Source organism: Salinivibrio sp. PR6 (assembly GCF_001995955.1).
In the GTDB taxonomy this organism is placed as follows: Bacteria; Pseudomonadota; Gammaproteobacteria; order Enterobacterales; family Vibrionaceae; genus Salinivibrio; species Salinivibrio siamensis.
On the sequence record NZ_MUFA01000008.1, the window covers coordinates 33,429 to 57,407 of the forward strand.

The window sequence follows — 23,979 nt, forward strand, 5'->3', positions numbered from 1 at the left end:
AAAATCCCTCTTCGTTGCGCTTATCTACTCGCAGTATTCACCACAGCGTCATCTCGGTCTTTGATGCAAATAAAGTTGTGCTCAGATTATCGCCACGTCGGAGATAAAAAAAGCCGCTACAACAGTAACGGCTTTATAAGATTAAGGCTTGTAGATGATCTCGACATCGTAGTCGTCTTCGTTCCAGTCGTCCCAATCATCGTCGTCATCACTTTGATTGAGCTGCTGTTCGTGGTGATCATCCCACTTAAACGCCACTGTCTCATCTTCCGGCTCAACTTCAGGTTTCGGCGCGGGTAGCGCTTCAATCGACGCCATCAGATCGTAAATAAGCGGTTGGACGTTCGCTTTATTAATCGCAGATATCGCATAGTATTTGTCATCCCACGCCAATGCCTCAAGCACGCGGTCAATCTGCGCCTGCGCCTCGTCTTCCGGCATCAAATCCACTTTATTAAACACCAACCAACGCGGTTTATCCGCCAGCTTTTCGCTGTATTGGTTCAGCTCATCAATAATGGTGAACGCGTTATCGACCGGATCGGTACCATCCACGGGCAGCAAGTCAATCATGTGCAATAAGACGCGGCAACGCTCTAGGTGCTTCAAGAAGCGGATACCCAACCCAGCGCCATCCGCCGCACCTTCAATCAGGCCTGGAATATCGGCCACTACAAAGCTCTTGTCAGCCGCTACACGGACCACGCCTAAGCTTGGCACCAAGGTGGTAAAAGGATAATCAGCCACTTTCGGTTTCGCCGCGGATACCGCACGAATAAAGGTGGATTTACCCGCATTCGGCAAGCCCAACATCCCCACATCAGCCAACAGCAACAACTCCAAACGCAGCTGACGAACTTCGCCTTTGGTTCCCATGGTTTTTTGTCGTGGGGCGCGGTTGATGGACGACTTAAATCGGGTATTGCCTAAGCCGTGAAACCCGCCTTTGGCCACCATTACCTGCATGCCATGCTCGGTTAAATCGGCAATCACTTCACCGGTATCTTCATCGATGGCGCGCGTGCCCACCGGAACATTCAGCACCAAGTCGTCGCCCCGTTTACCGGTACAGTTGCCACCGCGACCGTTTTCGCCACGAGCCGCAGAATGAAAGCGCTCAAACTGGTAATCGATCAGGGTATTCAGGTTTTCGTCGGCCAGCAGATAGACGTCACCACCATCGCCGCCATCACCGCCATCTGGGCCCCCTTTAGGGACATATTTTTCCCGCCGGAAGCTAACGGTGCCATTGCCCCCGTCTCCGGCATCGACGCGAATAATCGCTTCATCTACAAACTTCATGCTAACTTCTCCGCACCAATCGCTAAAACGCACGTTTATTGCAATTAGTTTTATCCCAGATTAGTGAATGGCGATCTTATCGATCTTAGGATCATTTTTCTGTTTTGACCGCTTTTCTGTGCTGCTCTGATCAGACGCTCACTGACCGGTGATCACCAGACACAATAAAAAGCCCCGCCAAAAGGCAGGGCTTCAAAAATTCGCTTGGCGTTGAAGCTTATTCAGCTTCGATAGTAACGAATTTACGGTTATGACGACCTTTGGTCTCAAATTTCACTTTGCCATCAGACAGAGCGAATAGAGTGTGGTCTTTACCGCAACCTACGTTATTGCCTGCGTGGAATTTAGTACCACGTTGACGAACGATGATGTTACCTGCTAGTACAGACTCACCACCGAAGCGTTTAACACCTAGGCGTTTACTTTCTGAATCGCGGCCGTTTTTAGTAGAACCGCCAGCTTTTTTGTGTGCCATCTCTTCTCTCTCCTACTCTTAAGCGCTGATGCCAGTGATTTTGACTTCAGTGAACCACTGACGGTGGCCCATGTGCTTGCGAGAATGTTTACGACGACGGAACTTAACGATATTCACTTTATCGCCGCGACCGTGAGTAACAACTTCTGCTGTTACTTTTGCACCGCTAACAAAAGGCGCGCCAACTTTAACGTCTTCGCCGTTTGCCACTAGCAATACTTTGTCAAGTTCTACACTTGCGCCAGTTTCAACGTCTAGCTTTTCCAAGCGAATAGTCTGGCCTTCGCTTACTCGGTGTTGCTTACCACCACTTTGGAAAACTGCGTACATGTTTTACTCCGCATTTCCGCACGGCCTGCTGCATTATTGAGCAACAAGGGGTGCGCATATAATTCATCAATAGGGCGCGAATTCTACGGCAGAAATTGATTTGAGGCAAGAGGGGAAAGCAAGAAAATTGGTGAAAAGGTGCTCAGCATTAATTCCCGCACATTTTCCCTGTGTGAGCGCTATCTCGTCGCCTGTCATCTGGTGTACTATGCGAAGCTAAATACCCGCTCTGGTGCCGATACTGACGAAGGTTTCACGCCATTCTGAACGTATTAACATGCAATATTTCGCCTCTTGCTGCTAGTGAGTTGTGATTTATTTCGTTAGCTCGGCAGGCAAGTAACTAGGACAACGCCCGGATATATTCATGGATTTCAAATCAATCCAAGCCTTAATTAGTGACGACATGGCGCAGGTCGATCAAAAGATCCTCGCCCAGCTAAACTCTGATGTCGCGCTAATCAATCAGCTCGGCTTTTACATCGTCAATAGCGGTGGTAAACGACTGCGCCCGATGCTCGCTGTATTAGCGGCGCGTGCGCTTGGTTATCACGGTGACAAACATACCACCGCCGCCGCGTTTATTGAGTTTATTCACACCGCCACCTTGCTCCATGATGACGTGGTCGATGAATCCGATTTGCGTCGCGGTAACGCAACGGCCAATGCCTTGTTTGGTAATGCGGCCAGTGTGTTAGTCGGTGACTACATTTATACCCGCTCGTTTCAAATGATGACCAGCCTGCGCTCGTTACGCATTCTGGATTTAATGAGTGAGGCTACCAATGTGATCGCTGAGGGTGAAGTGCTGCAATTGATGAATTGTAACGACCCTGATACCACAGAAACCAGTTACATGCAGGTGATCTACTCTAAAACGGCGCGCTTGTTTGAATCAGCCACCCAGATTGGCGCGATTCTTAACGAGGCGGACGCGGAGACGGAGAAAGCCCTTCAAGACTATGGCCGTTACCTCGGGACGGCGTTCCAGTTAATTGATGATGTGATTGACTACACCAGCGCTGACGATGAAATGGGTAAGCAAACGGGCGATGATCTCGCCGAAGGCAAACCGACATTGCCTTTGTTGCACGCCATGCAACATGGGTCTGAGGCAGAGTCGGCGATGATCCGTACCGCCATCGAAAAAGGCAATGGTCGCGATAAACTCGAGGCGATTCTGGCCTGTATGGACGCCTGCGGCTCTCTCGCCTATACGCGAAAACGTGCCGAGCAGGAATCAGAAAAAGCGATCCGTGCGCTCGATACGCTGCCAGATACCCCGTATAAACACGCCTTAGTGGCGTTGGCGCATTTAGCAGTTGACCGCAACACCTAACGCAATTTAAGCCCCTCAGCCAAAATAAAAAGCGGCGCTATTGCGCCGCTTCTCTCACCAATGTCGAATTGCCCACTATTTTGCCGCGAACTCTTCGCCCATTTTAATATCTTTACGCAACGTTTCTAGCATCTTGTCCATCGCTTGTTGCTCATACGCACTGAGCTCACCGATGCTTAGGATCTCGTCGACCCCTTCTTTGCCTAAACGTACGGGTTGAGCAAAGAAACGGGCATGCTCGCCACTGCCTTCAACGTACGCGCATTCCACCACGTTTTGTTCGCCTTGCAGGGCACGGACCAGCGATAGACCAAAACGGCATGCAGCCTGACCCATCGACAAGGTCGCAGAACCACCACCGGCTTTGGCTTCCACCACTTCGGTGCCAGCGTTTTGAATGCGTGGGGTCAAGGCTTCAACCTCTTCTTGGCTAAACGTCACCCCTTTTACTTGCGACAATAGCGGCAGAATGGTCACGCCCGAGTGGCCACCGATAACAGGAATAGACACTTCACGTGGATCCATGCCTTTCAGCTCACCGATAAAGGCTTCAGAGCGGATCACATCCAGCGTGGTCACGCCAAACAGTTTGTTTTTGTCATACACGCCCTTGGCTTTCAGTACATCCGCGGCAATCGCCACCGTGGTGTTCACTGGGTTAGTGATAATGCCTACGCAGGCTTTTGGACAGACATCGGCGATTTTTTCCGCCAATGACTTAACAATCCCGGCATTTACATTGAACAAGTCAGAGCGATCCATACCCGGCTTACGGGCCACCCCCGCAGAGATTAATACCACATCAGCCCCATCAAGTGCTGGCGTTGGGTCTTCGCCGCTGTAGCCTTTGATGGTGACCGGCGTGGGGATATGACTGAGGTCAACCGCCACACCTGGCGTAACAGGAGCGATATCATACAAGGCCAGGTCGGAACCGGCTGGTAAATTGTTTTTTAGCAGTAGGGCTAGAGCCTGACCAATGCCTCCCGCGGCGCCAATCACAGCAACTTTCATGTCGTTCTCCTTTCGATATTTCTTATAGTCCGGATCCGGTCCGGCTTCTGTTCGGGCACAAATCGCCCATCAATGGTGCGAACTGTTGCTTCATCATATGCCCGCCCCTACCCCCACTCAAGCCTCAGGCGGTGATGATCAGCCTAAGCTCTCATTTTTTCGCTCTCCCTTTCCCCCACCCTTTCGTTGTCGCGGGGTGTCTGGTCAGCAACAGTGATATTGTCGCCATTTTACACCCTCAGTGATTGCCCCTCGTTGCATGTATATGCAAAATAGCCACTCGTTTGTCATTGCGAGTCTGCCGTCATGCGTAACTCAGAAAAACAAGACCAATTGGTTCGAGCGTTTAAAGCGATCCTCAAAGAAGAAAAGTTCAGTTCTCAGGGTGAGATTGTCGAAGCCCTACGTGCTCAAGGATTTGAGGGCATCAACCAGTCGAAAGTATCACGCATGTTGACCAAGTTCGGCGCTGTGCGTACCCGCAACGCCAAAATGGAAATGGTCTATTGCTTACCGATCGAACTCGGTGTCCCAACCACTGGCAGCGCCTTGCGCGAGCTCGTGATGGAAATTGACTATAATGAGGCTGTGGTGGTGATCCATACGGGGCCAGGGGCGGCGCAACTCATCGCTCGCCTACTTGACTCTCTGGGCAAGGCTGAAGGTATCCTAGGAGCAGTGGCTGGAGACGACACCATCTTTATCACACCCACCCGCGGTACCAGCACAGAAGCCTTATTTGAGGCCGTGTGTGATCTCTTTGAATATCATTATTGATTCCTTTGTCAGGCAGCGTGAAGCCGCTGCCTACCTGCCCTGTCTTACTTTTGAGTCGCCACAACGAAAGCAAAAGCGATAACATCGTTTTAATTTTTTGATACCCCTCTGTTACTATCTGCTTTTAGCTGCCACACACTGTTCACGCTTTCGTTAAACGTCAATTATACTGCGAACGTAGCAGTGGGCTGCAGACAGGCGAGTCGCTCATGGAGAGTGACGCAGCCGGGTATGCATTTCTCGGGACACTGTAGCCGCATCAGCGGTGCATATGATAATAAGGACAAACTGCATGACGAAGACACATCAATCGTCTCCTGATGTGCAAGACATGGTGGCGCAAGCAGACACAGGCGCACGATCACCGCATGGACTATCAGGACGTATTCTTTGGCTGGTACCACTTTGCTGGTCCCTTTTTCAGCTTTGGTATGCGTCACCGCTACCTTTTGCGCTCGACTTTGGCGTACTCAATAATACCGAAGCACGTTCGCTCCATTTAGCGTTCGCAATGTTTTTGGCTTATACCGCTTATCCCGCGCGTAAAACCTCACCCCGTGATCGCGTTCCCTTGCTCGATTGGGTTTTTGCACTCGTAGGCAGTTTAGCCGCAGGTTATCTCTTCCTTTTTTACAATCAGCTTGCTGATCGCGCTGGTGCTTACACCCCGTTTGATATCACGGTTGCCGCCATCGGCATGATTCTGATGTTGGAAGCAACACGCCGCGCCCTTGGCCCCCCATTGATGGTGGTGGCTGGTGTCTTCTTACTCTATACCTTTGCCGGCCCCTACATGCCGGATGTCATCGCTCACAAAGGGGCAAGCTTGAACAAAGCCATGTCACACTTGTGGCTGACGACTGAAGGCGTCTTTGGCGTAGCACTGGGGGTGTCCACCTCTTTCGTCTTTCTGTTTGTGCTCTTCGGCGCACTCCTCGACCGTGCCGGCGCCGGTGGCTATTTTATTAAAGTGGCCTTCTCACTATTAGGCCATATGCGCGGCGGTCCTGCGAAAGCCGCGGTCGTGGCCTCTGGCCTCTCAGGCTTGGTCTCGGGCTCATCGATTGCCAACGTCGTCACCACCGGGACTTTCACCATTCCACTGATGAAACGCGTGGGTTTCCCGAGCCATAAAGCCGGGGCGGTGGAAGTTGCCGCGTCGACCAATGGCCAGCTGACTCCGCCGATTATGGGCGCTGCCGCATTCTTGATGGTGGAATACGTGGGGATTTCCTACGTCGAGGTGATTAAAGCCGCGCTACTTCCTGCACTGATTTCTTATATTGCGCTGATTTACATCGTGCACCTAGAGGCCTGTAAAGCCGGTATGGAAGGCTTACCACGCCGCCATACCAGCACGGTACTGCAAAAACTGTTCTCGTTCATGACGGTATTTGTCGGCTTGCTGGTGCTCAGCGCTGCGGTTTACTACGGCATTGGTTGGACCAAGGATGTATTTGGCGCTATGGCAACCGTGGTCATCGGTATCCTCACCTTGGTGGCTTATGTACTTTTAGTACGCTACTCCGCCCAGTATAAATCGCAAGCAGCGGAAGACCCCGCGGCGGCCGATTTGTCCGAAGTGCCAGAGCCGGGCCCCACCGTGCGTTCAGGCTTGTACTACCTGCTGCCAATCGGCGTATTGGTATGGTGCTTGACCGTCGAGCGCTTCTCACCAGGCCTGTCTGCATTTTGGGCGACTGTGTTTATGATTTTTATCATTCTCACCCAGCGCCCGCTGATTGCCTACTTCAACCAGCGTACCAACTTTAAAGAAGAGATCCGCGACGGGGTGACAGACTTAGCCGAGGCCTTTGTTACTGGTGCGCGCAACATGATCGGTATCGGTGTCGCCACCGCAGCGGCCGGGATCGTGGTGGGCACGGTGACACTCACCGGTATCGGCTTGGTAATGACAGACTTCGTCGAGTTCATCTCCGGCGGTAACATCTTCCTGATGCTGCTGTTTACCGCGGTCATCAGCTTGCTATTAGGGATGGGACTGCCGACTACCGCCAACTATATCGTGGTTTCCACCCTGATGGCGCCGGTCATTGTTACCTTAGGTGCACAACAAGGGCTGATTATTCCACTGATCGCGGTACACTTATTCGTGTTCTACTTTGGTATCCTTGCCGATGACACGCCCCCGGTGGGGCTGGCTGCCTTTGCGGCGGCAGCGATCGCTAAATCCGACCCCATCCGCACCGGTGTGCAAGGTTTCACCTACGATATTCGCACCGCCATCCTGCCATTTATGTTTATCTTCAACACTCAGTTGTTGTTGCTCGATCTCGATGGCCCCTTCCACCTGATTTTGACCATTGTGTCGGCGACAATAGCCATGCTGGCTTTTTCTGCTGCGACACAAGGTTGGTGGATGACCAAGAACAAATGGTGGGAAACCGCACTGCTGTTGTTAATCACCTTCTCCCTCTTCCGCCCAGGGTTTTGGTGGGACGAAGTGTATCCACCGACCACCAGCTTCCCAGGCACAGAGATCACCCGTGTGGCGGAGCAGCTACCAGAAGGAAAGCCGCTACAACTTGAAGTGGAAGGGGAAAACTTCTTTGGTGAGCAAGTCTCCAAACACGTGGTTCTGCCCGTGGATCATAGCCTTGAAAGCGGTGAAGCCCGCATTAACGACACAGGCTTAATGCTTCGTGAGGAAGATGACAAGTTGTTGGTGGATATGATCCAGTTTGGCAGTGACGCTGACAAAGCGGGCATCGATTTTGACTGGCAAATCAAAACGGTGACGGTTGATAATGTCCGCCCATGGAAAGAGTGGGTGTTTGTCCCCACCCTCTTGCTATTGGCATTGTTGGGGTGGAATCAACGCCGTCGTATTCGCCAAGCCTAATAACAGGGGGACGTGTGTAACACGTGCCCCTTTCTTTTATAAGCGCAAAGGATATCGCTATGTATAAACATATCTTGGTTCCCGTTGATTTGAACGACGAAAGCTTTGCAGATACCGCAGTGGATCACGCCGTTTGGCTCGCCAGTCAGTCAGGGGCCAAAATACACCTGCTCACTGTGCTGCCCGGCATTCACAATTCGATGGTCGCCTCTTACTTCCCTGAAGAAGCTGCCAATAAAATGAAACGCGACATGAAGCGCAACTTACAAGGGTTTGCGGATAAATATGTCCCCAAAAGCGTGGCCTGTCAGGTCTCTGTTGAAGAAGGCAAGCCCTACAAGGGGATCATTAAAACGGCAGAGCGTATCGGCTGCGATCTGATTGTGATGCCAAGCCATAAGCGCTCACGCGTCAATAAAATGATGCTGGGCTCAGTCGCCGCCAAAGTGCTCGAGGGTGCGAGTGTCCATGTGATGGTGTTAAAGCCTTAACCATACGGTTCAGGCACGCATCGGCGTGCCTGAGCATTGTTCACCGCTGGCGTTGATCATAGCCCCAGCGCGGCACCAAGGTTTGTTCTGCCCCCAAGTGGTCCAAAATCCGCGCCACCATAAAGTCCACTAAGTCGTCAATTGACTGAGGCTGATGATAAAAGCCTGGCGCGGCGGGCATAATCGTTACCCCCATCTGCGACAGCTTGTGCATATTCTCTAAGTGCAAGGTCGAAAACGGTGTTTCGCGCACCACCAATAGCAACTGTCCGCGCTCTTTAAGCACCACATCCGCCGCACGTTCTAGAAGGTTATCGGACAACCCATGCGCAATGGACGATAGCGAGCCTGCCGAGCAGGGGCACACCACCATTTGCTTCGGCGCCGCAGACCCAGACGCAACAGGCGAAAACCAATCCTCTTTGCCACACACCACCAGCTTGTCGGTGTGGCATTGTAAGTGTTCCACTAACACCTTTTTCGCCGCATCCGGCCCGGCGGGCAACTTCAGCCCATGCTCGGTCGCCAACACTACTCGCGCGGCCGACGAAATCAATAAGAAAACCTGATAGTCTTGCGCAAGCAAGCACTCGAGCAAACGTAGGCCGTAGGGCGCACCGGATGCGCCTGTCCACGCCAAGGTTATTCGTTTATCCGCCATAAACCGCCTCCTTACTCGCCAGTGCTGTTAGCAGCTTGTCATGAATGCCGCCAAATCCACCATTGCTCATCACCAGCACGGTATCGCCTGCTTGGGCTTGCTCGCACAGCGCAGTAACAAGGGCTTCAATATCGGCATGGATGTGCGCCGGCTGGGTGCAACTGTCCGCCACCGCGTCGAGCGACCAATCCAGCCCTTGCGGTTGGTACAAGAACACCGCGTCCGCACGGGCTAATGACGCTGCCAAGGTGTCTTTATGCACCCCTTGCTTCATGGTATTGGAGCGTGGTTCTAACACCGCCAAAATACGGCCACTGCCTACTTTCGCGCGCACCCCCTCAAGGGTTAATCGAATCGCCGTTGGGTGATGGGCAAAATCGTCATACACAGTGACGCCGGCTTGTTCGCCGCGCCACTCAAGTCGACGCTTGGTATTGATAAATCGTTCGAGCGATTGACAAGCAAAGTCCGGGGTCACCCCCACATGGCGGGCCGCTGCTATCGCCATCAAGGCGTTACGCACATTGTGGTCACCGACCAAATCCCAGCTCACCGTCCCCACGAGATCACCGGCAAAGTACACATCAAACTGGCTGCCAGCCGGGTCTTTTTTCACACTCTGCCACTGACCATCCGGGCCCGCATAAACACACTCGCTCCAGCATCCCATGGCGAGGGTATCCGTGACATTGGCATCGTCTGACGGGGCGATAATCTGCCCAATCCCTGGCACGGTGCGAATCACATGGTGGAATTGCTTCTGGATCGCCGCCAGATTATCAAAAATATCAGCATGATCGAACTCAAGATTGTTGATCACCAAAGTTTTCGGTTGGTAATGAATAAACTTAGAGCGCTTATCGAAAAACGCACTGTCATATTCATCGGCTTCCACCACGAAAAACGGGCTCTCTCCTAATCGCGCCGACGCGTTAAAGTTACTCGCCACCCCACCAATCAAAAAGCCAGGTTGATAACCACAGTCTTCTAAAATCCACGCCAGCATACTCGCGGTGGTGGTTTTTCCGTGAGTGCCAGATACCGCCAGCACCCAGCGGTCTTGCAGTAAAAAGTCGTGCAGCCATTGCGGGCCAGAAGTATAAGGCAACCCTTGATTGAGGACCGCCTCAACACAAGGGTTGCCTCGACTCATGGCATTGCCAATCACCACTAAGTCAGGTGCAGGCGATAGTTGGGCAGGGTCATAGCCTTCGATAATATCGATTCCCTGAGACTCCAGTAGTGTGCTCATCGGTGGGTAAACATGGCTATCAGAGCCCGTCACCGTGTGCCCAAGTTGTTTTGCCAGCATGGCTGCGCCACCCATAAAAGTCCCGCAGATGCCTAAAATATGAATATGCATAGCCTTCACTGTATTGTTGATTGCCTGCCGTTTGGCGCAGGCGTTTATTATGCCTCGGATTAACGCTTGGGTCTTATCGCTTGCGCGCATCTGACATGGTTTTTATGTCGCGATCACACTTCCCTCGCCTGATTCATTTCTTCAGTACGATTAAAAAGTCACGAAAGCTAGAATAGCGGCGATTCCAAGAGGCAGCCCACTGCCCATGTATCCGATTGCACAAGAAAGACAGTTCATCATCATTAAGGATTGAGAATGCCCGACATTAAGACCCTCGGCGAGTACATTGTTGAGAAGCAACACGCGTTTCCGCATGCTAGCGGCGATTTATCTTCTCTTCTCGCCTCGATTCGTCTGGCCGCCAAAATTGTTAACCGTGAAATCAACAAAGCCGGCTTAGTCGACATTGCCGGCGCGATTGGGACGGAAAACGCACAAGGCGAAGAGCAGCAAAAACTCGACGTCTATGCCAACGAAAAATTTAAAGCCGCGATGGAAGCGCGCGATCAAGTGTGTGGCGTGGCCAGCGAAGAAGAAGATGACGCGGTTATTTTTAATAAACAGCTTAACCGTAATGCCAAATATGTGGTGTTGATTGACCCACTTGATGGCTCCTCTAACATTGATGTTAACGTCTCTGTTGGCACCATTTTCTCCATTTACCACCGCGTCTCGCCTGTGGGGACACCGCCCACCGAAGAAGATTTTCTCCAGCCCGGTCACCGCCAAGTCGCCGCCGGCTATATCATTTACGGCTCATCGACCATGTTGGTTTACACCACCGGTGATGGTGTGCATGGTTTCACTTATGACCCATCCCTCGGCCTGTTTTGCCTGTCTCACGAAAACATGACCATTCCTAAAGACGGCAATATCTACTCGATTAACGAAGGGAACTACATCAAGTTCCCGCAAGGCGTCAAAAAATATATCAAATACTGTCAAGAAAACGTCCCACAAGAGAAACGTCCTTACACGTCGCGTTATATTGGCTCCTTGGTCGCTGACTTTCACCGTAACCTGCTAAAGGGCGGCATTTACCTCTACCCCAGCACGCTCGCCTACCCCAATGGCAAACTGCGCTTGCTGTATGAGTGCAACCCGATGGCGTTTATTATCGAGCAAGCCGGCGGCAAAGCAACCGATGGCACCCAGCGAATCATGGACATCGCTCCGAATGAGCTCCATCAGCGCGTCCCATTCTTTGTTGGCTCGAGCAATATGGTCGATAAAGTCGAGGAGTATCTCGACGCTTATCCGGATCATGACGACGAATAAGCGCAAAATAGACGCCTAACGACAGTCTTCCATGATAAAGAGGCGGCCAACACGGTCGCCTCTGTTATTTTCACGCTTGGCGGTTATAATTGGCACACACTTTTTCATTAAACAAAAGGACATCCCATGAGCCTGAACCAGGTCCCTGCGGGCAAAGAGCTGCCTGAAGATATTTATGTGGTGATTGAGATCCCAGCTAACGCCGATCCTATCAAGTATGAAGTCGATAAAGACAGCGGCGCCGTTTTCGTTGACCGTTTCATGGCAACGCCTATGTTCTACCCATGTAACTATGGCTATGTGAACCACACCTTGTCGTTGGACGGTGACCCTGTCGACGTGCTGGTACCCACACCCTTCCCATTGGTACCAGGCTCAGTGATCCGCTGCCGCCCTGTTGGCGTGCTGAAAATGACCGACGAGTCGGGTGAAGATGCGAAAGTGATCGCCGTACCGCACAGCAAGCTAACCAAAGAGTACGATCACGTGAAAGACGTGAACGACCTACCTGAGCTGCTAAAAGCCCAAATCACGCACTTCTTCGAGCGCTATAAAGAGCTAGAAGCAGGCAAGTGGGTGAAAGTGGATGGCTGGGAAGATGCCCAGGCGGCAAAAGACGAAATCCTGTCATCATTTGAGCGCGCAAAGCAGTAATCCTCCGCGTCAATGACACATAAGCCCGCGAGCCTTCGCGGGCTTTTTTCTATTTTATCTCAAACTGATAGAGCAAATCCACCGCTTGATCCACCCCAGAGACCGCTTCGAGATAAAGGTCTTGCATCAATCGGTAGCGCACCGTAAACACCCCTATCGCATCGAAGATCCCCACACCGTATTTCACCTCTAGATCGGGCAGGATATAACCCGATACTTCTACTTTCTGCTCATCACCAGCACCAGCGGTATCAAGAGTGAGATCTTCCACACCGAACGCTTGACCGATTTCGCCCACTAGCTTGCCACTTTGCGCTAAGCCTAAGCCAATCAGCATCGAGGTCATATTGGCATCACCGGCGCCGGCATCAAGCGCGCGGCCACGTAACAAATAAGACAGGGCGTTTGCCTGCGAGCCTGCCGGATCCATAAACACATCAGCAACCGGGTCATCGGCGGGCCCCGTTAAACGGATCCCTGCTGTGACATCCCCTTCGATGCGTTCAGGATTTCGAATCGCTTCCACCTGCAAATACGGCTGATCAGCGGGGCCATTGAATAAGATCTCGCCCTTTTTAATCAGCAAGTCTTGGCCAAACGAGCGGTAAGTACCGTCCAGCAGGCTCACATTCCCCACAATTAAGGCACCTTGCTGATTGTTTTTGATGTTCAGCGCTCCTGCCAAACGCGATTTCAGTCCGAACGCCGCTAATTGCACATCTTGCCCCAGCTCCAGTCGCACATCAGTCTGTAAATCAAAGGGCACAGATTCACTTTGCTCAATATCCTCTGGCACATAGTTCTCTTTCAGCAGGACCGTATCATCCGAGACCGTGATCGCAGACTCGGGCAGATTCTCGACTTCAATCCGTCCCCAAGGCACACGAATATCGCCCCGAATAGTCATATCATGCGGCGTTGCCGATACCGTGAGGTCAGGTGCCACATCCAGCCGCACCATGGGCGGCACGTTGACGCGTAAGGTATCCCCCGCCACGTTTAAGCCAAAGCGCCAGTCGTCCATGCTGGGCCATTGCCCATCGCCGTTAAGTGCCAGCACACCATCCGGCGTCACCAGCTCGCCTTCTACCTTGCCTTGCTTACCATCCACCGTGAGTGCTAACCGCCCATCGTTCACATCGACAGGTGAAGCCAAGCCTTTGACTCGCAACGCGTCAATCGTCAGCCCGCCATACACATTCGGCAAGGTCAGCGGCCCCTCCATCCGCAAGTTAGCGTTCACTTCACCATTAATATCTGCTTGCTGATCGCTACCCAGCAAAGGTTCGAGTGTCGCGAGTTGAACGTCATTGACCGTCACCTCCCCCAATAAGGCGCGACTTGGCGCCAACAGATCGGTCAAGGTAAAGGCCGAGGCTAGGGTGCCTCCTTCGGACAATGTCAGCGCCATCGCACCTTGCAATTTATCCTGATGCCAACGCGCATTGAGATTGGCATGCTGCCAGCCAATCACCAGTGGTGTGTCGGCCTGCTGGCGCACATCACCATCCGCGATATCAATCGAGGCTTGCACATCGGGCGAGGCGTCAGGCTGCCAGCGTGCATGAACCGCGGCATTGGCACGTGTATCAAGTTGCCATTCCGGCGGTAAGAAGGCAGCGATTTGCGCGGCTTCAAAGCCTTCAATCTTGGCAACCACCTCCCCTTGCGCGCCGATTGTCGCTGGTTGCGATAAACACAAAGAGGTCGCTTGCCACTGCCAACAATGCTCGCCAACCTCAGTTTGCATATCGGCGAAACGGAGTGTAATCGGTGCTGCACTTTGCTGCACGATGTCGCCAAGATCTTCCACGCTCACCGATGTATCGAGTAATTTTCCTTGCCAACCTGTGTCTCGCGACAATGCACCTTCAATGCGCAGCGCGCCAGACGCCGGTGCCCCTTGCCAGCGCAAATCCAGCTGATGGGCGGCTTCATCACCGCGCACGGTTAAATCGAGGTTATCTAAACGCGCGGTTTGATAGCGCCCGCCCAATACTAATACCGTCAGATCACCACCCAAGCGGTCTTTCACGGCAAGATTGCCGTCTACCGTTAGCTGATTAATGCGCACATCTTGCCAACGCAGCTGCTTAGCATGGAGTGCCAACTTTGCGGTTGGCTGTGCAAACGGCCCGCTCAGTCGCGCATCTCCGCGGATCACACCAGTGAGCATGGGCAAGGATTGCGACAAATCAGCAATATCGACCGATAGCCCCATTTGCCACTCATCACGCACTTGCCCTTGCGCCGTCACTTGGTTGGGACCGTGTGACAGCGTCAACCCCGGTGTTGACACGCTCGGCTGACCATCGCCATCACGATCATGCGCATTGAGCGCGCCCGCGACCGCTAGCGGCAGTTTTTGCAACTCGCCATGCACCACCAACGTGGGCACCGACACATCCCAGCCGCCTTGGGCGGTTAAGCGGCCACGGTGGCTGATTGCACCGGTTAAATCTCCCGTCACCTCTGGCCATTGCTGCTGAGGTTGAATATTGGCAAAGCCTAACTCAGCTTGCCAAAAAGGCACGCTGGACCAATCTACGCTGGCACGGCCAGCCACCTTGCCCCCGAGCGTGTTGGCCTCCAGCTGCGAGAGGGTCAGCGCCGTCAGGCTGCCTTGGCCGGCAAGATTCAGCTGAGTGGTTGGCACGTCAGGGCCGCCGACACCGGTTTGTAAGCCGAGCTGATAGTCAGACAAATCCCCATCGGCGTGAAATTGTAGCTCGCGTAATGCCGCGATCGCTTCCCCCGTCAGCGGCCACGTCAATGCCTCGCTATCCAATTGCACCGCAAAAGGTAAGTTCGCCGCCAGCAGGTTTGCCTCTCCTTCCAGCGTCGCTGTCACCGGACCGCGCGCATTCGCGCTTAGCTCAAGCGCGGCCAGGCTTCCAGAGGCCGACAGTGATAAAGCTTGGCCTTGAAGGGGGGCGAGATGAGTGGTCAACTGGGTTTGCAAGGTCAGTGGGTACTCACCTTCGAGTGTAATATCACCTGCAAGGCTTGCCGTGCCTTGGGGGGCGGTCACTGAGAAGCTATCAATGGTTACCGCACTGCCTCGAACGCTACCCGCCAAAGATAACGCTGAGAGGGTTTGTACTGTGCCCGCTTCAATCCGCGTATCTTGCAGACGAAGCTGCTCCACTTCGATAGCCAGCGGCAGCGCCACCGTGGGTAACTCCAAGCCCGGGTAGTGCCATGGTGTGCTTGCCACCGCGCTATCCGGTTTGCCGACCGCTTGGTCGGTATTTTGTTGAGGCTCGGTGTTGCTCGGCAGACTCACCACCAACTGCTGCCAATCGGTCGGCGATACAGTTAACGTATCACCCACAAAATGCACGCCACCTTGCAGTTGGTGCCAACTCACCGACTGTCCAGCGACCTGAATCGCCACCTCGTTAAAAGCAAAGGCATTGACATGAATAGGCAACGGCGCGTGGATAACCGACGTGGATACGTCTTCCGACGATGTATCCTCCTTATTCGCGGGCAAATCAATATCGAGCGTGACCCCTTCGACGGCCAATTGGTCAATACAAAGCTCAGGCGTCAGTAAGCACTTACCTTCAATAACAAGATTCAGCTGTTTGGCGTTCAGTTGCAGCTGCGCATCCTTATAGCGCACCCCTTGCAGCATAAAGCCGGTCAGCAGGCTGCCTTCGGCCTCATCGACCGATAACGCTGGCAAGGCTTTTTGCGCGCCCCACAGGCCCACTTGCAGACCCACCGGAGTAAAAAGTGCGGCCGCCACTAGCCCCACCAATGAAAAAAGAGCAATTAACGCAATAAACGTTAGCCTGACGAACCAGCGACTCATAACTCAGGCCCCAAGGTAAGGTGTACACGAAAATCATCATCGTCATTATCAAAGCCATGGGCGACATCAAGACGAATCGGGCCGACCGGCGATGACCAGCGAATACCGGTACCGGCCGCACGCTTCCACGATAAATGACTGGTCCACGCATCACCGCCATCGGTAAATAACGCCCACCACCAGTTGCCGCCGAGGCGATATTGATACTCTAACGTACCGGTTAACATATAGCGCGCGCCACTGAGCTGACCGCTATCGTCACGCGGAGAAACAGTTTCGTAGGCATAGCCACGAATGCTGTTGTCGCCCCCGGCGAAAAAACGCAACGATGGTGGCGCTTCACTAAATTCTTCAGAAATCAAAGCGCCACCATCAACGCGTAATAAGCCGCGATGGTTTTTATTGAGACTACGAATCCACGCACTCCGCCCTTGTAAGCGCACCAAGCTGATGTCGGACAGCCAAACCGGATCGGCTGCTTCCAATGTAATAGATTGTTTGTCTCCCCAATGCGGCATTAACCCACCGCGAGCGCGGGTGCGAGTGAAATTGATCCCAGGCAGCACCACGCTAACGATGTCTTCATCTTGCCCTTGGGTGTAGTTTTCATATAGCCAGCGCAATGAGACACTGCGTTGCCAGCCGGTATCATACAGCCAATGGCGAGAGACAGAGGTGGACACTTCGAGGCTGGAGGTATCGCGTTGATCGGTATTTTGTAACCCTAACTGCACTTGATAATACTCGCGGGAAACATCCTCCAAGGGGACCTTGTAGGTCGAGGTTAGCGTCTGTTCGGGCTCAGAAATCGCTAGTGATGTGTTGATACTGTGGCCGCGTGAGTTATACCAAGGCTTTCGCCAGTTAAACTTGAACCGCGGACCAATGTCGGTGGAGTACCCAATCCCGGTTTCAAACTTGTTGCGTGCTTCAGGGGTGAGCGTCACCTTGATCGGCACTTCGTTGTCATCGGCTTCTTCCATGTCCGCTTGCACCAAGGCACTGGCGAACCAACCGGTATTCGCGAGAGCTTGGTTAAACTCGCCCAATACCGACACGCGATACGGCTCGCCCGGAGAAAAATCACGTAAAGTGTCGAGACGCTGCAACTGAATTTGCGCACCTTGGTAGCGAATCGCACCAAAGTGATAGCGCTTACCACTGGCAAAGTGAAGCCGAATAAAGGCCTGCTGACGATCAGGGGCAACCTCTAATCGCGTTTGCGTAAAGCGACCATCAAAATATCCCTTTTTCACTGCCAAACTTTGAATCTGGCTTTTTAGCGTCTCGTAATCACTGTGATTGAGCCTCGCGCCCGGCTGAGGCCCTTGGGCGATGAGAGCATGAAAGTCATCATCCATATTAGCTTCGCCATTGAACACCACATCCACTTGTGCCAAGCGAACGGGTTTACCTGGGTCAACCTTGACCTCCAGCGTGGCGTCTTCATCCATTCGCGTGGTGATCTTGGGTTGATAAAAGCCCACCGCTTGCAGCGCTTTGCGCACATCTTTTTCGACCCGGGCTATAAATCGGTAGGAGCCATCTCGCTCTTCTGGGGCAATCGCCGCGAGATAGGTCTCGACGTTGTCTTGTGCAATGCCGTCTAGCCCTTCAATATCAATGTCGACATCCGCACGAGCAACGCTAGCCATCAAGCTGATAGCGATCGCGAATAGCGGGAGTAGCCGTATATTCATACAGTGAGATCCATTACCCGGGTGTCGCCCGGCTAAATTGATGATATCTTGCCATATTACGTGTTGAGCGGGGATGGATGCCAGTACCATGTTGATCACAAGGTGCGGGAGCCATGCCTGAACGCCAACCATTAACGCGCAAAGCAGCACGCGTTGCGCTTTTCCATCACAGCAGTCAAAGGATGCCTATGTCGATGCAATCTTCCTTTACCCAACCTGACAATGCGATAGCCGATCGCACCGATCCTATTATTCCAACCGAACCGCACGCGGTATTTAATCAGCCTATCACGGCCACGCCAGCGGCCGGTCAAAAACAGGTTATTTTTGGCATGGGCTGTTTTTGGGGGGCCGAGCGAAAGTGGTGGCAACAGCCAGGGGTAGTCATGACATCGGTCGGATACAGTGGCGGCGTCACCCAGCATCCGCGTTATCAAGACGTGTGCACAGGGCAAACCGGCCATGCCGAAGTCGTTAACGTGATTTTTGACCCGTCAGTGGTGAGTTTAGACACCCTACTTGCAGTGTTCTGGGAAAACCACGATCCGACCCAAGGCATGCGTCAAGGCAATGACGTCGGCCCGCAATATCGTTCCGCAATTTACTATTGCGATCCAGCGGACCAAGCCAGCGTCGAGGCGAGTCTAGCGACCTATCAGGCGGCATTGAGAGAGGCGGATAAGCCAGATGCGGTCACCACTGAGATCGCACCCGCTGGCGCGTACTATTTCGCGGAAACTGACCACCAGCAGTACTTGCACAAAAATCCGCAAGGCTACTGCGGCTTAGGTGGCACAGGTGTGTGTTTCCCACCACAATAAGCCTTTGGCAATTAACCATTGCTAAATGGCTAGGCATAAAAAAACACGTCCGGTTGGACGTGTTTTTTCAGTGTGGCGATGTTTATGCGGTAATGGCCATGGCTTTAATTTCTTTATTCACCTCGGTCATTACCGATAACGCTCGTTTGTCACTATGTCCCGGCGGCAGTAAACGGCCACCATCAAACTCAAACGCGCCTACACCTTCGATATAGAGTCGGCCCTTAAAAAATCGTTTCACATACCGCGCAATCTGGGTTGGTCGATATTGACGAAAGATGCGAAGCATAAGGATCCCTTTCTTTTTTCTCAACAAAGTCTGATTAACAGACCGAAACGGTAACCCGATTCATTCACTGTTCACAGCAAATATGAGCTACCACCATGGAGAGCAGAAGATTATCTAACCATCTCCGCGTACAAAGCTAAGCAAGCAAAGTGCCACCTTGCCAAGGTGACCAACACAGTGTTAGAGGCAACACAACACCAAAAGTTCCCTCGTTTGATCGATGACGAGCCAAGGCTTTTTAAGATCACCGGATAAAATTCCGATCTTGCGCACGGATTCACCTTAGATACTTGGCACAAATCACCGTCTGGCGTAACCATAGATAACTTGGCACCTGATGCCAAATAGTGACCACAAACATGGATGATTAATAATGAAAAAAACCACCCTACTTGCTCTCGTCTTTGCGTTATTCTCTGGCACCAGTATGGCGCACACGATCCAAAATGGTGCACCTTTACCTTCAGCCAAGGTCGCCGAGCATGGCGAATTGACCCTCAATGGCGACGATATCGTCTATCAAGACTGGCAAACCGAGCAATTGCCAGGCAAGGTGCGCGTGATCCAAGCTATCGCCGGACGCAGTAGTGCCAAGGAAATGAACGCGCCGTTAATGGAAGCCATCACAGCCGCAGACTTTGATGACGCTCGCTACCAAACCACCACCATCATTAACCAAGATGATGCCATGTGGGGCACCGGTGGCTTTGTGAAATCATCAGCCGAAGACAGTAAACGCGAGTTTAGTTGGTCTTCTATCGTGCTCGACGAAAACGGCAGTGTTGCCGAAGCGTGGCGCCTAAAAGAAGAAAGCTCGTTAATTGCTGTATTGGATGACAAAGGCTCAGTGCGTTTTGTCAAAGAAGGCAAATTAAGTGCCGATGAAGTGAATCAAGTCGTCAGCTTAGTCACCCAACTGGTCAACCAATAACAACCGCGCGCGGGGACAGCCCGCGCTGCCATTCAATACTTGGCGTTGATGATGATAATTGTTATGTTATCACATTACTTATATGGCGCGGAAGTTGGTATGTTTCGGCGATTGATCGTCCATCTGCTGTTTGTTTTGCTGCTCAGCCAAGCTGGGCTGTGGGGGCATCATCACCTCGATACTTTCACTCCAACGCATCACAGTGAGCACTGCAGCGCCTGCCACTTGGTGCCACCCGCCCTCTTAGCTTATGCTGTCACAGCACCTGCGCCCACCTATGTGGTCAACGCAATTATTACCCTTTCTAAGCCACCACGTGCTTACCACATCGCCATCGCCTTTTCGGCGCGCGACCCACCTAGTCGAATAAATACCACAATGATTTAACCCATTTATTCACTAGGAGAACCCAATGAAAACGCGTTTTTTACCCAATGTTATCGCCATGGCCATCGCAACCGCGTCCACAGCCACGCTCGCCGAGGAAGCCAACTATCAGTCGTTCGATGCCCATGTGCACGGTGAAGTCACCGCAAGCCTCGCCCAAGACGGTGAGCGCGTGCTGATTGAACTGACCGCACCCGGCCATGATGTGGTTGGGTTTGAGCACCACCCGAAAAATGCCGCCGACCAGCAAACACTCGAAGATGCTTATGCGCTGCTGCGTGATGGTGGGAAACGCTTCCAGCTAGCCAAAGAGGCAAACTGCCAGCTCGCCGAGGCCAAAGTCACCAGCAGTTTTAGCGACTACGATGAGCATCACGGCCACGACGAGCATCACGGCCACGATGAGCACCATGACCACGACGAGCACCACGGCCACGATGAGCACCATGACCACGACGAGCACCACGGCCACGATGAGCACCATGACCACGACGAGCACCACGGCCACGATGAGCACCATGACCACGACGAGCACCACGGCCACGATGAGCATCATGGGCATGATCACGGTAACCACAACACCTTATCAGCGAACTACCAATTCGTTTGCCAAAACCCGCAAGCCTTCACCGAATTGCAAACTGATTGGTTTAGCCTGTTCCCCAACACAGAAACCATCAAAATTCAGGCCTTTACTGATGATAAGGTCTGGGTAGACACCTTGAATCGTGCCAAGTCGCACATCCAGTGGTAGTGAACAAGGAGGCGGGGCGCGTTAAGCGCCCCTGTCAGGCATGATAACCATCGAACAACTGCGTTTTACGTGGCCAGATCAGCCGCAACCGATCTTAGATATCGACATCTTTGCGGTCGGTGAGGGCGAGCATGTATTTTTAAAAGGCCCCAGTGGCAGCGGGAAATCCACCCTGCTGAGCCTGATTGCAGGCATTCATACCCCACAATCGGGAACACTGACGGTCAATCATCAAGCGCTAACCGCACTGAATGATCGTCAACGGGATCAGTTCCGTGCTAACCACATTGGTTATATTTTTCAGCAATTTAATCTGCTGCCCTATTTATCGGTGATTGACAATGTCACCGTCCCGCTGCGCTTTTCTCACACGCGGCGTCAGGCACTCAGCCAGCCTGCACACCAAGAGGCCGCCTATTTACTCGATAAACTTGGTCTTCCCACGCACTGTTACCATCAGCCAGTCACTGCACTGAGTATCGGCCAGCAACAGCGGGTCGCAGCGGCTCGCGCATTAATTGGGGCACCAGCATTGATTATCGCTGACGAGCCCACCTCTGCGCTCGACGCAGACACCCGAAATACCTTTATTCAATTACTTCAAGACCGATGCCGTGAAGCTAATAGCAGCTTATTGTTTGTCAGCCATGACAGCCAATTGGCGCCCTTGTTTGACCGCGATGTCTCGCTTCCCGCGCTTAATCGCACCATACACCGCGAGGAGGCCAACCAATGATTTCACTACTAGGGTTGGCAGGGCAAAGCCTCAAGAATCGCCGCGCCACCGCCCTGCTCTCTTTGCTGACTGTCACCATCGCCGTGGTGCTCTTACTCGGGGTGGAGAAGGTGCGCACCCAAGCTAAAGCCAGCTTTGCCAACACCATCTCCAACACCGATTTAATTGTCGGTGCCCGCTCCGGTCCCATTAATTTACTGCTCTACTCGGTGTTTCGTATTGGTAACGCCACCAACAATATCGGCTGGGACAGTTACCAGCGCCTTCGTGAGCACTCGGATGTGAATTGGACCATTCCCATTTCACTGGGCGATTCTCATCGCGGCTTTCGCGTGGTCGGCACCACCAATGATTACTTTGCTCATTATCAATATGGTCAAAAACAACCACTCGCCTTTCGCCAAGGCGGCCCGTTTTCCGGCTTATTTGATACCGTGATTGGCGCCCAAGTGGCGAAAGAGCTGGGATACAAGATGGGCGATAGTCTGATCATTGCCCATGGACTGGCCGACAAAGGCTTTAATCAGCATGACAATTTACCCTTTACGGTCACCGGGATCTTGGCGCCCACTGGCACCCCCGTCGACCGCAGTGTGCATGTGTCGCTTGAAGCCATAGAAGCGATTCATGTCGGCTGGGAAAGTGGCGCGCGACTCGGCCAAGGTCTCACCCAAGCGCAAGCGCAGCAACGCGAGCTACAGCCGGAGCAGCTGACCGCGGTGATGGTGGGACTAAACAGCAAAATCAAAACCTTTGCCGTCCAGCGCTGGGTTAATACCTATCCACGCGAGCCACTCACCGCGATTATGCCCGGTATTGCCTTGCATGAACTCTGGGGTATGATGCGGGTTGGCGAGCAAGCACTGCTGGTGATCTCCGGATTTGTCGCCGTCGCCGGGCTTTTGGGCATGCTTTCAAGCCTACTTACCAGCCTGAATGAACGTCGGCGAGAAATGGCAATCTTACGTGCGATGGGCGCGCGTCCTTTGCATATTATTTTGCTTCTGGTCAGTGAGGCGGTCGCGCTCACCGTCGCAGGGATCGTCTTTGGCGTGCTCCTGCTTTATGGCGGGCTGGCGCTGGCGCAGCCTTATATCCTCAGTGAGTTTGGCTTGTTCTTGCCACTCGACTGGCCGTCTTCTTATGAGCTATCACTGATGGCAGGTGTGTTAATCGCCGGTTTTATCGTGGGCTTGATCCCGGCCTGGCGGGCCTATCGACAGGCGCTCGCCGATGGCATGACAATTAAGGTGTAACAGATGAAAAAACGGATAACGCTCGGTCTTATCGCTTTACTCAGTGGCCTGTTAAGCTCACTGGCGTGGGCAAGCAGTGAGCCACTCACGCTAGATTGGATTGATTTGGTCCCCGAGCACGAACGCGCCCAATTTGATAGCCGCGGGATGCCGGAAATCAGCCACGACAGTGAGAATCCACAAAGTCTTGTTGGCTCAGTTCGCCCGGAGCTCAACAACAGCCAGGTCAAAATCCCTGGCTTTGTGATCCCTCTAGAAGGCGACGATAAAGTGGTGACGGAATTCCTATTGGTGCCCTTTCTTGGTGCCTGTATCCATGTCCCACCACCGCCACCTAATCAGATTGTTTATGTAAAGTTTGCCGGCGGCGCGCCGATTCAACAACTATGGGATGTGGTGTATGTCGAGGGCACGCTGAAAACCGAGCATGTCAGTCATGACTTGGCAGAAGTGGGATATGTGCTACAAGGCACCGAATTAACTGACTACGACGACGGATAAGTCCCTATCAATCAGTGAGCCCGATCGGCGCACCCGATGTTGTCAGACAATATAATGAGACAAGATCGCCAGTGCGCCAATGTACACGGCAATCAACAGCAGATTGATGGGGTTGAGTTTTTGCTTGCGCACACGCATCCCTACACTTGATTGTTAACACTCATAATGTTAACAAATTTAATCTTTAATTAACATATTTGCCAGCATTAAATTTTGCTGACAATCAGTGTGAGACTC

22 protein-coding genes are annotated in these 23,979 nt (G+C 52.8%); 12 read left to right on the forward strand and 10 right to left on the reverse strand.

Translation table 11 applies throughout. The features are described 5' to 3' along the window. Positions 1 to 141: 141 nt before the first annotated feature. The 3 genes from cgtA to rplU all read right to left on the reverse strand — a co-directional run bounded on the left by cgtA (position 142) and on the right by rplU (position 2,107). A complete protein-coding gene (cgtA, locus tag BZG72_RS08905) occupies positions 142 to 1,302 on the reverse strand; it encodes an Obg family GTPase CgtA (protein ID WP_046074284.1) in 1,161 nt (386 codons plus the stop codon). Between the two features lie 217 nt (positions 1,303 to 1,519). Then, positions 1,520 to 1,777, reverse strand: a complete 258-nt coding sequence (rpmA, locus tag BZG72_RS08910) for a 50S ribosomal protein L27 (RefSeq protein WP_046074285.1) — start codon at positions 1,775 to 1,777, stop codon at positions 1,520 to 1,522. 18 nt (positions 1,778 to 1,795) lie between these two features. Further along, entirely contained in the window at positions 1,796 to 2,107 is a 312-nt protein-coding gene (gene rplU / locus BZG72_RS08915) for a 50S ribosomal protein L21 (RefSeq protein WP_046074286.1), read from the reverse strand. Positions 2,108 to 2,474: 367 nt separating this feature from the next. Between rplU and ispB the strand changes: the two genes are divergently transcribed. After that, positions 2,475 to 3,446, forward strand: a complete 972-nt coding sequence (gene ispB, locus BZG72_RS08920; protein WP_046074287.1) for an octaprenyl diphosphate synthase — start codon at positions 2,475 to 2,477, stop codon at positions 3,444 to 3,446. A 75-nt stretch (positions 3,447 to 3,521) separates the two neighbouring features. On the opposite strand, the gene mdh is transcribed toward ispB, so the two are convergent. Beyond that, positions 3,522 to 4,460 (reverse strand): malate dehydrogenase, encoded by a 939-nt coding sequence (mdh, locus tag BZG72_RS08925; protein ID WP_046074288.1) that lies wholly within the window; start codon positions 4,458 to 4,460, stop codon positions 3,522 to 3,524. Between the two features lie 306 nt (positions 4,461 to 4,766). On the opposite strand from mdh, the gene argR reads away from it, so the two are divergent. The 3 genes from argR to BZG72_RS08940 all read left to right on the forward strand — a co-directional run bounded on the left by argR (position 4,767) and on the right by BZG72_RS08940 (position 8,591). Continuing rightward, positions 4,767 to 5,237 (forward strand): transcriptional regulator ArgR, encoded by a 471-nt coding sequence (argR, locus tag BZG72_RS08930; protein WP_046074289.1) that lies wholly within the window; start codon positions 4,767 to 4,769, stop codon positions 5,235 to 5,237. 292 nt (positions 5,238 to 5,529) lie between these two features. After that, positions 5,530 to 8,100, forward strand: coding sequence for a TRAP transporter permease (locus tag BZG72_RS08935; RefSeq protein ID WP_077666587.1), 2,571 nt, complete (start codon positions 5,530 to 5,532; stop codon positions 8,098 to 8,100). 59 nt (positions 8,101 to 8,159) lie between these two features. After that, positions 8,160 to 8,591, forward strand: coding sequence for a universal stress protein (locus tag BZG72_RS08940; RefSeq protein WP_046074291.1), 432 nt, complete (start codon positions 8,160 to 8,162; stop codon positions 8,589 to 8,591). Between the two features lie 40 nt (positions 8,592 to 8,631). Here BZG72_RS08940 and BZG72_RS08945 read toward each other — a convergent pair whose 3' ends face one another. Further along, positions 8,632 to 9,252, reverse strand: coding sequence for a flavin prenyltransferase UbiX (locus BZG72_RS08945; protein ID WP_077666588.1), 621 nt, complete (start codon positions 9,250 to 9,252; stop codon positions 8,632 to 8,634). After that, positions 9,242 to 10,615, reverse strand: coding sequence for a UDP-N-acetylmuramate:L-alanyl-gamma-D-glutamyl-meso-diaminopimelate ligase (mpl, locus tag BZG72_RS08950; protein ID WP_077666589.1), 1,374 nt, complete (start codon positions 10,613 to 10,615; stop codon positions 9,242 to 9,244). The genes BZG72_RS08945 and mpl overlap by 11 nt, the downstream gene beginning before the upstream one ends. 255 nt (positions 10,616 to 10,870) lie before the next feature. Here mpl and fbp point away from each other — a divergent pair, with 255 nt between their 5' ends. Next, positions 10,871 to 11,893: a class 1 fructose-bisphosphatase gene (gene fbp, locus BZG72_RS08955; RefSeq protein ID WP_077638668.1), complete on the forward strand. Its 1,023-nt coding sequence runs from the start codon at positions 10,871 to 10,873 to the stop codon at positions 11,891 to 11,893. 126 nt (positions 11,894 to 12,019) lie between these two features. Then, a complete protein-coding gene (gene ppa, locus BZG72_RS08960) occupies positions 12,020 to 12,547 on the forward strand; it encodes an inorganic diphosphatase (protein WP_046074295.1) in 528 nt (175 codons plus the stop codon). Positions 12,548 to 12,596: 49 nt separating this feature from the next. On the opposite strand, the gene tamB is transcribed toward ppa, so the two are convergent. Both tamB and tamA read right to left on the reverse strand, forming a co-directional pair. Next, positions 12,597 to 16,367 carry an autotransporter assembly complex protein TamB gene (gene tamB, locus BZG72_RS08965; RefSeq protein WP_077666590.1) on the reverse strand — a complete coding sequence of 1,257 codons (3,771 nt, stop codon included), beginning with the start codon at positions 16,365 to 16,367 and terminating at the stop codon, positions 12,597 to 12,599. Next, positions 16,364 to 18,067, reverse strand: a complete 1,704-nt coding sequence (gene tamA, locus BZG72_RS08970; RefSeq protein ID WP_241832533.1) for an autotransporter assembly complex protein TamA — start codon at positions 18,065 to 18,067, stop codon at positions 16,364 to 16,366. Before tamA ends, tamB begins: the two co-directional genes overlap by 4 nt. 188 nt (positions 18,068 to 18,255) lie before the next feature. On the opposite strand from tamA, the gene msrA reads away from it, so the two are divergent. After that, positions 18,256 to 18,888: a peptide-methionine (S)-S-oxide reductase MsrA gene (gene msrA, locus BZG72_RS08975; protein ID WP_443508081.1), complete on the forward strand. Its 633-nt coding sequence runs from the start codon at positions 18,256 to 18,258 to the stop codon at positions 18,886 to 18,888. A gap of 82 nt (positions 18,889 to 18,970) precedes the next feature. On the opposite strand, the gene BZG72_RS08980 is transcribed toward msrA, so the two are convergent. Continuing rightward, positions 18,971 to 19,177 (reverse strand): DUF1107 domain-containing protein, encoded by a 207-nt coding sequence (locus BZG72_RS08980; RefSeq protein WP_025673598.1) that lies wholly within the window; start codon positions 19,175 to 19,177, stop codon positions 18,971 to 18,973. Between the two features lie 373 nt (positions 19,178 to 19,550). On the opposite strand from BZG72_RS08980, the gene BZG72_RS08985 reads away from it, so the two are divergent. Further along, positions 19,551 to 20,108, forward strand: a complete 558-nt coding sequence (locus tag BZG72_RS08985) for a YtfJ family protein (RefSeq protein ID WP_046074298.1) — start codon at positions 19,551 to 19,553, stop codon at positions 20,106 to 20,108. 78 nt (positions 20,109 to 20,186) lie between these two features. On the opposite strand, the gene BZG72_RS16230 is transcribed toward BZG72_RS08985, so the two are convergent. Then, positions 20,187 to 20,333 (reverse strand): hypothetical protein, encoded by a 147-nt coding sequence (locus BZG72_RS16230; RefSeq protein WP_158075265.1) that lies wholly within the window; start codon positions 20,331 to 20,333, stop codon positions 20,187 to 20,189. Positions 20,334 to 20,520: 187 nt separating this feature from the next. Here BZG72_RS16230 and zrgA point away from each other — a divergent pair, with 187 nt between their 5' ends. Genes zrgA through BZG72_RS09010 form a run of 4 tightly spaced genes read left to right on the forward strand, consistent with a single transcriptional unit; the run spans position 20,521 to position 23,742 of the window. Then, the gene (gene zrgA / locus BZG72_RS08995; RefSeq protein WP_077666592.1) at positions 20,521 to 21,249 is read left to right on the forward strand and encodes a zinc uptake protein ZrgA; all 729 of its coding nucleotides are present in this window, start codon (positions 20,521 to 20,523) and stop codon (positions 21,247 to 21,249) included. A 40-nt stretch (positions 21,250 to 21,289) separates the two neighbouring features. Then, a complete protein-coding gene (locus BZG72_RS09000; RefSeq protein WP_077666593.1) occupies positions 21,290 to 21,985 on the forward strand; it encodes an ABC transporter ATP-binding protein in 696 nt (231 codons plus the stop codon). Further along, a complete protein-coding gene (locus BZG72_RS09005) occupies positions 21,982 to 23,241 on the forward strand; it encodes an ABC transporter permease (protein ID WP_077666594.1) in 1,260 nt (419 codons plus the stop codon). Before BZG72_RS09000 ends, BZG72_RS09005 begins: the two co-directional genes overlap by 4 nt. A gap of 3 nt (positions 23,242 to 23,244) precedes the next feature. Next, positions 23,245 to 23,742 (forward strand): DUF3299 domain-containing protein, encoded by a 498-nt coding sequence (locus BZG72_RS09010; protein ID WP_077606396.1) that lies wholly within the window; start codon positions 23,245 to 23,247, stop codon positions 23,740 to 23,742. The last annotated feature ends 237 nt before the right edge of the window (positions 23,743 to 23,979 follow it).

Excerpts from the sequence above, each read along its gene's own strand:
- BZG72_RS09005 (WP_077666594.1), top strand. The coding sequence starts at position 21,982 with ATGATTTCACTACTAGGGTTGGCAGGGCAAAGCCTCAAGAATCGCCGC.
- BZG72_RS08980 (WP_025673598.1), bottom strand. The coding sequence starts at position 19,177 with ATGCTTCGCATCTTTCGTCAATATCGACCAACCCAGATTGCGCGGTAT.
- rplU (WP_046074286.1), bottom strand. The coding sequence starts at position 2,107 with ATGTACGCAGTTTTCCAAAGTGGTGGTAAGCAACACCGAGTAAGCGAA.
- BZG72_RS08940 (WP_046074291.1), top strand. The coding sequence starts at position 8,160 with ATGTATAAACATATCTTGGTTCCCGTTGATTTGAACGACGAAAGCTTT.
- tamA (WP_241832533.1), bottom strand. The coding sequence starts at position 18,067 with ATGAATATACGGCTACTCCCGCTATTCGCGATCGCTATCAGCTTGATG.
- mdh (WP_046074288.1), bottom strand. The coding sequence starts at position 4,460 with ATGAAAGTTGCTGTGATTGGCGCCGCGGGAGGCATTGGTCAGGCTCTA.
- argR (WP_046074289.1), top strand. The coding sequence starts at position 4,767 with ATGCGTAACTCAGAAAAACAAGACCAATTGGTTCGAGCGTTTAAAGCG.
- BZG72_RS09010 (WP_077606396.1), top strand. The coding sequence starts at position 23,245 with ATGAAAAAACGGATAACGCTCGGTCTTATCGCTTTACTCAGTGGCCTG.
- BZG72_RS08935 (WP_077666587.1), top strand. The coding sequence starts at position 5,530 with ATGACGAAGACACATCAATCGTCTCCTGATGTGCAAGACATGGTGGCG.
- BZG72_RS08945 (WP_077666588.1), bottom strand. The coding sequence starts at position 9,252 with ATGGCGGATAAACGAATAACCTTGGCGTGGACAGGCGCATCCGGTGCG.
- mpl (WP_077666589.1), bottom strand. The coding sequence starts at position 10,615 with ATGCATATTCATATTTTAGGCATCTGCGGGACTTTTATGGGTGGCGCA.
- zrgA (WP_077666592.1), top strand. The coding sequence starts at position 20,521 with ATGAAAACGCGTTTTTTACCCAATGTTATCGCCATGGCCATCGCAACC.
- fbp (WP_077638668.1), top strand. The coding sequence starts at position 10,871 with ATGCCCGACATTAAGACCCTCGGCGAGTACATTGTTGAGAAGCAACAC.
- cgtA (WP_046074284.1), bottom strand. The coding sequence starts at position 1,302 with ATGAAGTTTGTAGATGAAGCGATTATTCGCGTCGATGCCGGAGACGGG.
- BZG72_RS09000 (WP_077666593.1), top strand. The coding sequence starts at position 21,290 with ATGATAACCATCGAACAACTGCGTTTTACGTGGCCAGATCAGCCGCAA.
- ispB (WP_046074287.1), top strand. The coding sequence starts at position 2,475 with ATGGATTTCAAATCAATCCAAGCCTTAATTAGTGACGACATGGCGCAG.
- msrA (WP_443508081.1), top strand. The coding sequence starts at position 18,256 with ATGTCGATGCAATCTTCCTTTACCCAACCTGACAATGCGATAGCCGAT.
- BZG72_RS08985 (WP_046074298.1), top strand. The coding sequence starts at position 19,551 with ATGAAAAAAACCACCCTACTTGCTCTCGTCTTTGCGTTATTCTCTGGC.
- ppa (WP_046074295.1), top strand. The coding sequence starts at position 12,020 with ATGAGCCTGAACCAGGTCCCTGCGGGCAAAGAGCTGCCTGAAGATATT.
- rpmA (WP_046074285.1), bottom strand. The coding sequence starts at position 1,777 with ATGGCACACAAAAAAGCTGGCGGTTCTACTAAAAACGGCCGCGATTCA.
- tamB (WP_077666590.1), bottom strand. The coding sequence starts at position 16,367 with ATGAGTCGCTGGTTCGTCAGGCTAACGTTTATTGCGTTAATTGCTCTT.